This window comes from Photobacterium sp. BZF1, from assembly GCF_014349205.1.
Lineage (GTDB): Bacteria > Pseudomonadota > Gammaproteobacteria > Enterobacterales > Vibrionaceae > Photobacterium.
The window spans coordinates 1-12,964 of record NZ_JACSOF010000176.1 but is presented as its reverse complement, the minus strand read 5'-3'; the positions used below and the strand labels follow the sequence as shown (position 1 = coordinate 12,964).

Annotated in this window: 13 protein-coding genes; 4 read left to right on the top strand and 9 right to left on the bottom strand. The window is 42.7% G+C overall.

Annotated elements, in window-relative coordinates; genetic code table 11:
• On the bottom strand, window positions 1-334 hold a 334-nt coding region (locus tag BIZ37_RS26475; protein ID WP_187464074.1), incomplete at its 3' end, for a hypothetical protein.
• A gap of 583 nt (window positions 335-917) precedes the next feature.
• On the opposite strand from BIZ37_RS26475, the gene BIZ37_RS26470 reads away from it, so the two are divergent.
• Window positions 918-1,400, top strand: a complete 483-nt coding sequence (locus BIZ37_RS26470) for a ferritin family protein (protein WP_187464073.1) — start codon at window positions 918-920, stop codon at window positions 1,398-1,400.
• A gap of 98 nt (window positions 1,401-1,498) precedes the next feature.
• On the opposite strand, the gene BIZ37_RS26465 is transcribed toward BIZ37_RS26470, so the two are convergent.
• Window positions 1,499-1,912 (bottom strand): OsmC family protein, encoded by a 414-nt coding sequence (locus tag BIZ37_RS26465; protein WP_187464072.1) that lies wholly within the window; start codon window positions 1,910-1,912, stop codon window positions 1,499-1,501.
• A 106-nt stretch (window positions 1,913-2,018) separates the two neighbouring features.
• Between BIZ37_RS26465 and BIZ37_RS26460 the strand changes: the two genes are divergently transcribed.
• Window positions 2,019-3,176 carry a DUF819 domain-containing protein gene (locus tag BIZ37_RS26460; protein WP_187464071.1) on the top strand — a complete coding sequence of 386 codons (1,158 nt, stop codon included), beginning with the start codon at window positions 2,019-2,021 and terminating at the stop codon, window positions 3,174-3,176.
• 86 nt (window positions 3,177-3,262) lie between these two features.
• Here the strand turns inward: BIZ37_RS26460 and eamB are convergent, their stop codons facing one another.
• Window positions 3,263-3,847, bottom strand: a complete 585-nt coding sequence (eamB, locus tag BIZ37_RS26455) for a cysteine/O-acetylserine transporter (RefSeq protein ID WP_187464070.1) — start codon at window positions 3,845-3,847, stop codon at window positions 3,263-3,265.
• Window positions 3,848-3,958: 111 nt separating this feature from the next.
• Here eamB and BIZ37_RS26450 point away from each other — a divergent pair, with 111 nt between their 5' ends.
• Complete coding sequence (locus tag BIZ37_RS26450; RefSeq protein ID WP_187464069.1) at window positions 3,959-4,834, top strand: LysR family transcriptional regulator; 876 nt, start codon at window positions 3,959-3,961, stop codon at window positions 4,832-4,834.
• Between the two features lie 145 nt (window positions 4,835-4,979).
• Complete coding sequence (locus BIZ37_RS26445; RefSeq protein WP_187464068.1) at window positions 4,980-5,318, top strand: cytosolic protein; 339 nt, start codon at window positions 4,980-4,982, stop codon at window positions 5,316-5,318.
• 210 nt (window positions 5,319-5,528) lie between these two features.
• On the opposite strand, the gene BIZ37_RS26440 is transcribed toward BIZ37_RS26445, so the two are convergent.
• From BIZ37_RS26440 to BIZ37_RS26415, 6 genes are all read right to left on the bottom strand, one after another.
• A complete protein-coding gene (locus BIZ37_RS26440) occupies window positions 5,529-5,714 on the bottom strand; it encodes a DUF1289 domain-containing protein (RefSeq protein WP_187464067.1) in 186 nt (61 codons plus the stop codon).
• A 30-nt stretch (window positions 5,715-5,744) separates the two neighbouring features.
• Window positions 5,745-6,038 (bottom strand): Fis family transcriptional regulator, encoded by a 294-nt coding sequence (locus BIZ37_RS26435; RefSeq protein ID WP_187464066.1) that lies wholly within the window; start codon window positions 6,036-6,038, stop codon window positions 5,745-5,747.
• A gap of 292 nt (window positions 6,039-6,330) precedes the next feature.
• Window positions 6,331-7,020: a zinc metallopeptidase gene (locus tag BIZ37_RS26430; protein ID WP_187464065.1), complete on the bottom strand. Its 690-nt coding sequence runs from the start codon at window positions 7,018-7,020 to the stop codon at window positions 6,331-6,333.
• A gap of 273 nt (window positions 7,021-7,293) precedes the next feature.
• The gene (locus tag BIZ37_RS26425) at window positions 7,294-8,001 is read right to left on the bottom strand and encodes a hypothetical protein (RefSeq protein WP_187464064.1); all 708 of its coding nucleotides are present in this window, start codon (window positions 7,999-8,001) and stop codon (window positions 7,294-7,296) included.
• Window positions 8,002-8,053: 52 nt separating this feature from the next.
• A complete protein-coding gene (locus BIZ37_RS26420; RefSeq protein WP_187464063.1) occupies window positions 8,054-11,200 on the bottom strand; it encodes an efflux RND transporter permease subunit in 3,147 nt (1,048 codons plus the stop codon).
• A 13-nt stretch (window positions 11,201-11,213) separates the two neighbouring features.
• Complete coding sequence (locus BIZ37_RS26415; RefSeq protein ID WP_187464062.1) at window positions 11,214-12,260, bottom strand: efflux RND transporter periplasmic adaptor subunit; 1,047 nt, start codon at window positions 12,258-12,260, stop codon at window positions 11,214-11,216.
• Window positions 12,261-12,964 lie beyond the last annotated feature (704 nt).

Below are 12,964 nucleotides of genomic sequence, written 5' to 3'. Positions count from 1 at the left end.
GCACAACCGCAGCAGGCAGCAAAATTAGAGTTCCGTTAGCAGCCGCTAGCTTCATTCTTAGCTGCTTGGTCGCCAATACCCCTTTCACGTTGCCAAGATATAGTTTCGCAGCGGAGATCCCCGTTACCATCATCGCAGGAATAAGTAACCCCACCCCATAAAGGATGGCTTGTTTCACTGCCGCTATTTGGACACTGTCGCCAATTAAATCAACGACCACACTACTGGTGAAAAAAGTCACAATCAGCAAGAAGGCCAAACCACCAGCAAGGCGGTGAACCCATGCCAGTGTCTGTCGGTTTGCAGGTTTTGTCATTTGCGCTTGGGTATTCATCTTGGCTTCCTGAGTCACTATGTGTGTTATGACTAACTCTACAAAACAATAGTTGCAATTGCAACTATTGTTTATGCAACCATGCTAACCATATACTTAGAAAGGTGCTGAAGGAAGAACCCAAAGTGTGGGACATCGAACCATCCCTTCATTTCGAGCAAGAAAACACTAGAGAGGCAGGCTTTCGATAAAATGCGCACATATTATCTTTTTTTTTATCACTTAGATAAATTCATTACTCTCTCATATCAAAGCAACAGATATTATTTTATTAAAAGGAAAATCATAAAATATCTCTTCGCTTTATATTTTAACAAATAACAAACCATGAACTTGGTATATTTACAATTCATAGGGTCAAACAGTGCGAACAAATAAAAATGTAATCATCAGAAATAAATTTGGTTTGCATCTTGTTAAAAACGGCAAATTTATTGGCTTATCAGCTATATTTATGGACAATAACTTTGAAATAATGATCACTAAAAATAGCTTTAGCCTCCTTGTTTATTCTAAACAAAGCAGCGTATTATTTTATATAAATGAGCAATGCTATATAAAAACCATGTAAAGAGGCCAAACTATGAACCAAGAATTTAATGCCAATGAAATCTTCATCATGGCAGAACAAATAGAAATCGAGGCTTATAAATTTTATCTGAAAGCTGCAGAAGAAACGCCGAAAGAAGAAGATAAAGCATTTTTGAAAAAACTGGCCAGCTTTGAAGTTGAACATCAAAACCTATTTTCAGAAATGCGAGAGAAACTCTCTGTTCAAGAAAAGACCGAACTAACATTCGACCCTAACAACGAAGCTGAAGACTACTGTCGATCATTTGCCAGAATGCAAAACATCGTCAAGAGAAATGTTGATTTTACCAATATGAAAGAGATTCTTCTCAATGCCATTATGATCGAAAAGGACACCATAGTGTTTTACTCTGGCATGAAGAAGTTCGTTTCAGAAGCTTTTGGCAAAGGTCGCATTGATGAGCTGATCCATGAAGAACTGCGCCACATTGATATCCTCACCAAGCAATATGACTCCATCACTGCCATTGCATAACGCTAGGTAGTTAAGAGAAATTTAAAAGCAATGGTTGCAGCTTCAACTATTGCTTTTGCTGTCGTTGAGGGGTGATTGTATCTACAACCGCACCTTCCCTATAGCACCTTGTATTCCCAACTCAATTCAGCACCAGATCGGGCGATCATGATAGACACTGAACAATGCGTTTCAAACGTCATCTCGATGGCTTTCTCTATCGCTTTATCCGTTAAACCACTGCCCGATATTTCAAATTCAAAGTGCAGTTTGGTAAACACCTTCGGTGGAGTCGGCGCTTGCTCGGCACTAACAACAACACGGCAACTATCAAGCGGCTGACGCTGTTTGGCCATAATGCTGGTTACGTCAATCGATGCACAACTCGCCGCCGCACTCAACATCAACTCCATCGGTGTCTGCGCGCTATCGGTGCCACCAAATTGGGTTGGGGCATCGGTAATTACCGCATGGCCCTGCTCCACGGTGCTAACAAAACACTTTCCGTGTACCCAACGAGTTTCAATCTTCATTTGTATATTTCCCTATTGAATTAACAGTGATATAAATAAATTAAATTTTGTCTTACAAATACCAATTATCGTCAATTAATTCAACACTCTATATCAAAGGAAGATCATGATCACAGAAGGATTCGATTTTATTGCCGTAATGTTCGGCTTATGCGGTTTGCTCGTCTGGTTAGAGCAGAGATACCCCAGCCAGTTGTTCAAATGGTTCCCCAGTATTGTCCTTGTTATGTTCGGCTCAATGGCCCTTTACACCTTTGGCATGTGGGAGATGACTCCCGAGGTGAAAACAGCTCGGGCAACCGTGCGAGACAATGCCATTCCGGCCATGCTATTTCTCATGTCACTCAGCTTTAACCTTAGCGTGATTCGCAAACTCGGGGCTCGTTTAATTATTCTTTTCCTCGCCTCAACCGCCAGTATCATGGCTGGCTTTATTGTGGTGCATGGCTTAATGGGTGGCTTCCTGAGTGATGAGACCCCACTTACTTTCGGTGTCATGTCAGCCGGCTGGACCGGTGGTACCCAGAACTTCGTGGCGGTTAAAGAGGCGCTATCAGTCACTGACTCAGCCATGGCCTACACCCTGCTAATGGGAGCACTATGCTATACCGTCTGGTTGATCATGATAGTGGCACTAAAGCCGATGAAGGAGCGCTTCAACGGGGTCTTAAAGGCAAATGACAACGGGCTGGATGAAATCCTATCGAAGCTCGGCTCACTAGAGAAGAAAGAAAAGCCCGACCTGCAGGCTATCCTGCTCATGCTCGGTGTTGCTTTGGTTATCTCTTCTATTAGCCGCCACCTCGGCCAAGCAATTGCCTCTATGGGGCTTTTGAACCCAATGATTTGGGCAATAATTATTTCCTCATTGTTGGGTATCCTTGCCGCACCGACCGCGCTCGGAAAAATGGCCGGAGCCAACGAAGTTTCCGGGGTTATGCTATACGTCGTTGTAGCTCTGATCGGGGCTGAAGTTAACCTGAGCGCTATTGGCCAAGCGCCGATGTACATCATGTCCGGCTTTATGATCCTGGCTGTACACGGTATTTTGATGCTGATCATCGGCCGGATGATGAAGATGAACCTACACCTAATTGGGTTGGCGTCTATTGCCAATATCGGCAGCGCTCCTTCTGCCGCCGTTGTCGCCGCCGCTTATGATAAAAACCTGGTACCTGTTGCGGTAATCATGGCACTGATTGGCTCAATGATAGGTTCATTTGTCGGTTTGACAGTTAGTGAAGTTATTGTGTTGATGAGCTAGTCACTCAACAATCCATCAGGGGCCTGAAGTATGGGTATTTCAGGCCCTTTTTTCTCTCTTGCTCCGAGTGTTTGCCGACAATCAATTCAGGCAAACAGCTGTGTTGCACAGTAAAGCAATGTCGCAGCTAGTGTCATGTTGATGGCTTTGCCATATTTTTGGAATTGCGATTGAAGTAGCTTACCCGCGACAGCCCATACTAGGTTGCTTACTAATGCGATAAAGGCAAGCAGCAGGCTTGTTGCTAAGATCCAGTAAATGTTCTGCGTGTAAGGCAATACGAATGTCGAGATGGAAGTCACGCCATACAGAATGATTTTCACGTTCACGAACTGCAATCCAAAGCCTTTTAGGGCAGTGATACTCTCCGAATCTTCTGAGGCGGTTTTAATATCACTCGTCGCTATGCCCCAAGCTAACCAAACGATGTAGGCTGCGCCAACCCAAGTCAGCCAAGGGGTTATCACAGGTAAAAGACTCACCATGTGATAAGTAAATACGCCACATAACACCATTAACACAATGTAGCCGCAGAACATCCCGGAAATGACTTTGGTTGAACGCTGTAACCCATACTGAGTAGCAACACTGAGCGCCAAAATGTTATTCGGCCCCGGCGTGATCGAAGTAATAAGAACGTAGGTGAAAAATGCGGTATAGATGGCACTCATGGGTATCTCTCCTGTTTTTGTGCACTATACTTCGCTAGCATTAATTAAAAAATTGAATATATTAGAAGCTAGAGTTTAATTTTTTCGAACTAACAGGCTGGGAATTTGGTCATGAATCTAAAGCGGTTCCTTACATTCAAAACCATTGTTGAGGAAGGTTCGTTTCTTAAAGCGTCTCAAAAACTGTACTGTACACAATCAACAGTGACATTTCAGATCAAACAGTTAGAGCAGGATCTCTCATTACAATTGTTCGAGAAGATTGGCCGAAAAATGGTGCTGACCCAGGCTGGAGAGAGGATTCTTCCTTATGTTTACGAGCTCACACGAGTTATGGAAAACATTGAAGGTACTGCTCAACAAGAGAGCTCAGAGCCTACAGGGGAATTGAAGGTTCTCGTTGCTGAGACACAACTCGCCTATAAAATGGCCAATGTATTGAAAGAGTTCAGGATAAGAGCGCCAAAAGTAAGACTCTCTTTGCAGTCGCAAAACTGCTATCAGATTCGAGATGAACTGATCGCTGATAAAGCCGATTTGGGGGTGTTTTATCGAGTGGGTAATGATGATGCGCTTAAGGTTCATGAATTCAAAGAAGAGCCTTTAGTACTTGTAGCTTCGCCACAGTTAAAAGGGATGGATTTACAGAAAAGGGATCAACACTTTGACTTGGGTTTCATCAGTAACGGCCCTAAATGCCTATTTCGACAGACTTTTGAAAGCACCATTCAAGAGCGCAACATCACCATCGATAACATGATTGAACTAAGCAGCATCAACACCATCAAAAACTGCGTTGAAGGCAATATTGGCATTTCTTATTTGCCTCGCTTTACTGTCGAAAAAGAGCTGCAAGAGGGCTGCTTACAAGAGCTTAAGTTTACCGATGAGCCACAGATGATCAAACCACGCTGTGGTTACCATGCAGGTAAGTGTGTGACACCTGCGATGGAGGTATTTATTGATTGTATGCGCAATGAGTATTGATGGTGTTGTTTTGTAAAGAAACGCAGTCACTATTGCCTAACACAGGCATGAAAAACGCTTCTGGACAAAACTTGGCAACTAAATCTCTACTATGTTTTCCATGGGTAGTGATAAAATCGCCGTATCAGAATTATCGAGAAACTCTATGTTTATCCATCATGTAAACGGCATCGACTGGCTGGTGATTACAGCTTTTGAAGAACTGAAAACTATATTTATCGAAGATGCCGGTGCGATCCCCTCTTGCTTCTCTAGCGCAAGCGAATTGAGCCTGATTGATCAAGCCAAGCGCACTTATGGATATTTGCCTAGACTCAGAGGCGTCATCACCGATACCGGCACTTTTCAAAGCCAGGAAAACGAAGAAGATTTGAACCCACAACTTGCCTGCCTAGTTGAGGGGCGTGGACGGGTGTTTATCTATCACGGCGGATTTGTGGCTTTTGTGGATGATGAGCAAACCTTTATTACGCGAATGGACTGAATATTATTCAGTCATTTTAAATCGGCGATTTGGCATCCGTAGCCGTTTATCCGCAAGGGTTTCGTTTATAAACTGGGAGCGAATTGAATGGAGTCTGCTCCCTGCTTCAAGAAGAAAAGCAATGCTGCGGTTAGTTGGCGAACCGTATCCTTAGCAATGAAGGGCATCAACAGTGAAGGTTCTGGACAAAGCATGTCAATGGTACGTCAATTATGTCTGCTCAGTATTCATCTGTGACAATCTTTTCTTGAGTTCCTTACGAAGTACCATTGAGGCGTAAGGCTGCATGTTTTTCCACTTTTGGCTCTCTTCCCGAGTTCTGCCGCAACCGAAGCACCATCCTTTAGAGCTTGAAAAGTCACAGAGGCCGATGCAGGGGCTCTTTTGCTTCTTCATACAGTTTATTTCCCTTCCGCACCTGCACTTTTAATGTGTTTCGTAACTAATTTGCTTACTTACGTTCTTTAGTTGCACCCCAACCTTATTAAATGCCTTTTGGATGGTTGTAGAAATAAACCGCTGGCCTTCTCCCGTTAGAATGTTTGTTATATCTTGATTCGTTTCGAATACACAGACAATTTTTAAGCTCTGTGGAAAGGACGAGAAGTTAACCGTATGAGTCACCCAAAGAAAACCATCGTAGCCTTTTAGCGTATCTTCACAAACTTCGGTCAATACTTCTCTAATTAAATTAGAGACCTTCTTATCTGATTTACGCATCAAGAAAATTTCCTATTTGTCTTGGCTGAGTAACTAAGGCTACGAACTTTAAGAGCCAAATATTAGAAAAAGTGTGTCATACAATAGGGTTTGCTATTAGATAATACCCGCATCAAACTCCTAGAGGGGCATTTTCGTGTTAGATATTTTTAGTAATTCAGAAGATGACGGATAATAGGGGGTATGGAAAAGTAACGTTTGAGCTCAATGTCGGCACAAAAAGTTGTGCCGAGTTTATACCACGCATGCTCAATGACATGGCACTCACTAAACCTCTGGCACCAAGCAACCATTACCGACGGAGCACCGCGATCCATCGCCCCAAGTTTAACAAACTGGTCAGCGAGGCTGCGACGTAGGTCAGCGCAGCCGCCTTGAGAATTTTCTCCGCATGATCCAGATCACCTTCGTGCAGGTAGCCGCCTTTCTGCAGGATCGGCAGAGCCTTGCCATAACTGGCATCGAACTCAACCGGTAGAGTCAACAGGTGCACCAGGGTACTTAGTGCCATTGAAACTATACCAATCATTATAGTTATCGCTCCCGCTTGCGGCAGGCGGGTTAGCATTAGGACAAGCGGCGCAGCAACTAGCATCATTCCGGCAATACGCTCGCCGATCATGGCAGTCTTTATGAGTTTCTGCCGTGCCAGAAACAAGGACTCTCCACGTGAATCCTGAATGGCATGCCCCACTTCATGGGCGGCCACAGTCACTGCCGTCAGCGAATAACCTGAGAAATTGTCTGGCGTCAGACGCACAGCCTTAGCGACCGGATCATAGTGATCACCGGCAGAGGTCTCTTCTACCTCGACGTTACCCAAGCCGAAGCTGTCCAGCAGGTGACGAGCAAGTTCACCTCCGCTTCCCTGCTTGCGGTAGCGATCAGCCGGCTGCCTGTACTTTTCCATCACATGCTTGACCCACAGGCTCGGCAGGAAGACGCATATCGCGATTAAGAGTAATATGATTATCCAGAACATTTAAATCAGTACGCCATGAGCAATTATGTGACTACTAAATATTATACGCACAGAAGTGAGCAGCAGATGCTTGTCGACAATGTGCTGACTCAAGAGGGTAACAATTTGTCTTTACCCTCGATATCCTGCTCGGTGCAGCGGAGTTCAACCTTTAACTTGATAGCATTGCCTCACCCATGATTTCACCCAGAAACTCTTTCTCTGCTTCATTTAATAAAGTATCCAGTCTATCTGAAACAGATTATTGTCCCGAGGGACTCATAAGTAGATGCCTTAAAAAGCGAGTGTGATTTCGTATGACAAACTTTGAATAGCTAAGTTTGGTAAGTTGTCAAATGACTGACTAGCCCAGTTAGCAGGCAACCAAGCGTTAAATTTATAGTGATAGTTACCAATAAAAGCATGGATGTGATATCCACTAGCTCCCTCATAATCGTCAACCAAAGTGTTTGAGTAACCTCTTTGAATATCGTCTTGATCTCGTATAGATGCCCAACCGTATTTGTCAGGCCCCTCTGAGGTTCCGGTCCAGACTCTAAAATCGACTTTATCGATCTCACCGCCGTTATCCAGGATCAAAGAAAGCAGGTCAAAATAGTTGATTTTACCCTCCCTAAGTCCATGCTGCGTCCAATACCGGGGAAGTTGATAACCCTCTATTTTAATGAGCTTACCGCTATTAGATGTGAAAAAGTTAACATTGTAGTGCTCTTTTTGGTCACCATAGGTCTCCTTAAGACTATAGTGTCCAGTCGAGCAACGATAATCTTGTGGAAGGGTTCCTCGGCGAAACTCATATCGGTCAAAGTCCCGATGGATACCATCGCCTTTATCAACATTCAACACGCAGTGCGCATAGCTTTGTATTTCCTTTTCTGAAGTTTTGCCTATTTCAAATTGGAAGGGCAGTTGCTCTAAAAAGGATTGGGAATATACGTTGATGCTTAATACACATAGCAATAAGCCTAATGCTCTTTTCATTTTAACTCCTAAATCTCAGTCATAAACAAACGATGTGTTTTGAACCACACCATCAGTCGCTCCATGTGCAATCAACTAACACAGCACGCTCTTTGCGCGGGTTGAAACGCTCTCTTATTCTCTGGAACAGAGCAAAAAATCCAGGTGTTAAAATTGCGCCTAATGTCATGACAGAGAAAATACCGCTGACCAGCGCAACCCCCATATTGTTTTGTGCTACGGCTCCAGCACCTGCTGCGAAGGCCATAGGTAGTATGCCGAGCAAGAATGACCAGGATGTCATGTTGATAGCCCTAAAGCGTAAGGTGCCTCCTAAAATAGCCGCTGCCTCGATAGTCTCTCCTTCTTCCTCTCGTTTGATACGAGCAAATTCGACAATCAAGATGGCATTCTTCGCTGCTAGCGCAATCAACAATACCAGCCCTATTTGCCCGTAAAGGGTCAGTGGCATGCCAATCAAAGTCAAACCGGCTAAGGTACCGATTGCCGCAGTGGGCGCGGTGATAATAATAACCGCAGGCAAGGCCCACGACTCATACTGGGCAACCAGAAACAAAAAGATAAACACAATGGCAAAAATGAACGCATAGATAATCGTATTACCAGACATTTTTTCTTGAAGAGCCATCGAACTCCATTCGTATTTGTATCCTTCGGGAAGCATTTCATTTGCAATCTCTTCCATAGCAGCAATAACTTCGCCTGAAGAGGAGCCCGGAGCGACACCCAAGTAAATTCGGGTGGCAGAAAACATGTTGTAGCGGTTGGTAATATCAGACTCCAATAGCGGTTCTATTGTGACGATATCACTCAATGGCAACATGCCACCGGATGAAGTACGAACGTGAATACGCCCGATATCATCTAATTCACGCCTTTGACCCGGCTTGGCCTGCATATATACATAATAGGTACGCCCCCATAGAGAAAAGTCGTTTACCCTAAGCGACGCCAAGAAACTATTGAGTGTACTATTTATTTCCGTAACCGATACGCCGTATTGGCGCGCCTTTTCCCTGTCAACATCAATGAAAAAGTGTGGAACATCAGCACGAAATAAAGTGAAGCTGCCTGTGATTTCCGGTCTATCGTTCGCTGCCTCTATGAGTTTCATCGTTGTTTGAGCAAGCTCACTTTTTCTTCGACCACGGGTATCCTGAAGCATAAACTCAAGATTATCGCCTGCCCCAACCCCTGGGATCGCCGGCGGTGCAATAAGCTGTGTCACACCAGATGCATTCTGGTTGATTTCGCGAGTTAAACGAGCTTGAACGGCACTAATACTGTTATCACCCGGAAGCGCCCGTCGCTCTTCCCACGGTTTAAGCGCAATGAAAAAAGTCGCATTGTTGGGTTGCAGCGCAAAGGATAGAACACCAAACCCAGTGGCACCACCTACGGCTTCAACTGCAGGGTCGTTCAGAATAATCTGCTCAACTTCCGCCACATATTGTTCGGTTCGAGGACGCGAAGCTGAATCAGGAAGCTGACTCATTGCCAGCATACTCCCTTTGTCTTCAGTCTCTATGAAGGCTGTGGGTAGCGAACGATTGAGGGATATCATTGCGAAAATAATTGCGACGGAAAAAATGAGCAGCATGCTTACTCGACGAACAACGATAGCAACGAGATACCCATACAACCGAGTGACTTTCTGAAAGCTATTATTGAAATAAAAAAACCATTTAGGTTGCCGAGTCACAGGCTTAATAATTAGTGAACATAAAGCAGGCGAGAAAGTTAATGCATTTACTGCAGAGAGTACTATTGATATACATATAGTCAGACCGAACTGTGAAAACATTTGCCCGGTAATACCTGGTAAAAAGCTGACTGGTAAAAATACCGCGAGCATGACCAATGTTGATGCCACAATAGGGCCATTCACTTCTCGCATGGCATGATGAGTGGCTTGAGAAGCATTATAGTGCGGATTTTCACGATATATACGCTCTACATTTTCAATAACCAAGATAGCATTATCAACGACGATGCCAATTGCAAGAATAAGAGCAAACAGGGTGATTGTGTTTATAGTAAATCCAATAGCATTAATAAAGAAAAAAGTACCTATCAACGATACGGGTATGGCTGCGAGCGGAATGATAGTTGCACGGAGACTACCTAAAAATACATAGGTAATAATAACCACTAAAATAGCGGCAACCACAAGTGTTTTTGCAATATCAGTGATAGAGGCATCAATGAACAAAGTGACATCATAGGGCAAGGCATACTCGACATCGTCTGGGTAATCCATGTTATCGAGTAACTTTCTTATCGCATTACCTGTTTCTAGTGCATTAGCGCCTGGAGAAAGCGTTACTGTCATTAACGCCGCGTCCTGTCCATTGAGTCTCGTTGTGGTTTGGTAACGGTTGTTACCAATTTCAATTTCGGCGATATCGCGTAGATAAATGTGTGAGCCGTTATCAGCAGTATGTACGATAATTTTTTCAAATTCTTCAGGACTTTCCAAACGGCCTTGACTTAAAAGTGGTACCTGTATGCTAACGTCATCCGGGAATGGACCTGAGCCAAGTGTGCCAATCGCAACCTGAACGTTTTGATCTTGCAGGGCTGCTGCTACATCCTGAGTACTGACTTGCAACGCAGCCATTTGATCCACATCTAGCCAGATACGCATACCAAAACCCGTTCCAAGTAAATCAACGTCTCCGACACCATGAACACGAGAGATTTGATCGAGTAGATTTATCTCCATCCAGTTATTTAAATATGATTCGTCGTGAGTTTTATTGGGAGAATATAATGCAACAGCGAACAATATATCAGGTGAGGCTTTTTTCACCCTCACCCCAAACTGGTTAACGACTGGAGGTAATATAGGAGTAACAGCTGAAATACGGTTTTGTACATTAATTTGAGCCTGATCTGGATCGGTACCAATTGCAAACGTAATTTTTAAACGGTAACTTCCATCATTAGCCGAACGGGAGTCCATATACAGCATATTATCGACTCCATTGACCTCTTGTTCAATCGGAGAGGCAACCGCTTGTTCAATGGTTTCCGCACTCGCCCCCGGATAGCTAACATACACATTAATTTGTGGTGGTGTGATATCCGGATACTCAGAAATAGGCATTAATTTAATCGAAATGGCGCCCAGCAGCATAATGACAATAGAGATGACAAAGGCAAATTTGGGACGATTGATAAAAAAACGACTCAACATATTTTATCTCCCTTTATTGTACTTGAACAGAGCGCTGTGGTCTTACGCGAATGAGACCATCAATAATGACTTGTTCACCATCATCTATACCAGATGTGACGAAAACCATATTATTGTCCTGAGTATGAATGGTGACATTTCGCCTTTCTGCCCGCTGTTGGCTGTCAACAATATATATGTACCGGGTAAGGAGATCTTGAATTACTGCCGTTTGGGGTAGCCAAGCCCCGTTAATTGCTTCGGCTTGAGTGACTTTTATGCGAGTGATTTGGTTGGGCTTGTATGCGTATTCACTATTGTCAAATACTGCAGAAAGATGAATGGTACCACTAGATTGGTTTATTTTGTTATCAATGAATGTAAGGTGACCTAATTGACCATTATGCTCTAGAGATATTTGTGGTTTTGCTTCACTATTCATACCAAGATCAACAAATTGCTTATAATTCATCGAAAAAAGAGCATTAAGCGTTTCTTGTTCAGTGATATCAATAATATAACCCATTGACGGTGCAACCATATCACCAATAGAATACTGACTTTTTCCTATTTGGCCTGAATAGGGGGCACGTATCTCTGTGTAGCTTAAGTCTTCATAAGCATTTTCTAAACTGGCTTTTGCTACTGCAACTTCTGCTTTTGCTAATGCTAACTCTGCCGAAGCATCATCATAGGAAGCACGGCTTATACCGCCCGACTTCAATAACTCATCAAAACGACTGTAGGTTAATTCAGCTTGATTTTGTGCAGCTCTTGCTTGTGCTAACCTCGCTTCTGCGATATTAACCATTTGCTGATAAGGAGCTGGATCAATTTTAAACAGTACGTCACCTTGCTCAACAAAAGCACCATCGGGGTGCACTTGTTTGATAAGATAACCTGAAACTTGGGGAGTAAGTAACGCATGTTCCTGTGATTCGAATTTAGCTGTAAAAGTAAATGAAGGTGTATAAGTTTCCATTTTAACTATGTGGGATAGTACAGGAACGCTTTGAGCGTTTAGGTATTGAGAAATGGACAATAGAAAGAGACTAAGTAAGTACATTTTTGTTTTATTCATTCGCTCAATCTTCCTACATTATCAATATAAGAGCATGGATTTCATAAGAAATACTTAACTTTTCTAGCCTTAACTTGTTAAGTTAAAAAATATAACGTCAATTGCAATACACTTTCAAACAGATTAAATCTTAGTCACTAAAATTTCACTCCACTCAAACTAATTTATGTCATGCACATTGATAAATACAAAAAATATGGCCACCAATATAGCAAAATTATATCTACCTAAACCAAATAGACTGTGGCATCCTATTATTTTTAACAACTAAACCAAGTACACTCAACCGATTCATAAATTCTGGCATCCTCATATCCTTCAGATAGTAATTTATAAATTAAGTGAATTTCAGTCAGTCCATCTCTTTGAAGTTTTGTATGTTCTAAGAGAGATGCAGCGTAAGTGGAATGTGGTGTAGGCCATATTATATAAATAATTGTAATATAGTGCTTCCTCATCTTATACTCCCTCTATTTCAGGCTTATCATGCACGAAAAATTGTCACTATCAAAGTTGTAATTAATTTGACTAAAAATATAAAATTAAGATACACCATGTAATCTTTGCATAAATGATATAAAACGACATCAAGGAATAAGTCTGGCATTACATATCAAGCTGTCAAGGAATTACTTACAAGATATAATAAGATAATAAATTTATCCTCTTAGTAAATTTAATTATCATGTAATGCATGACTTGAT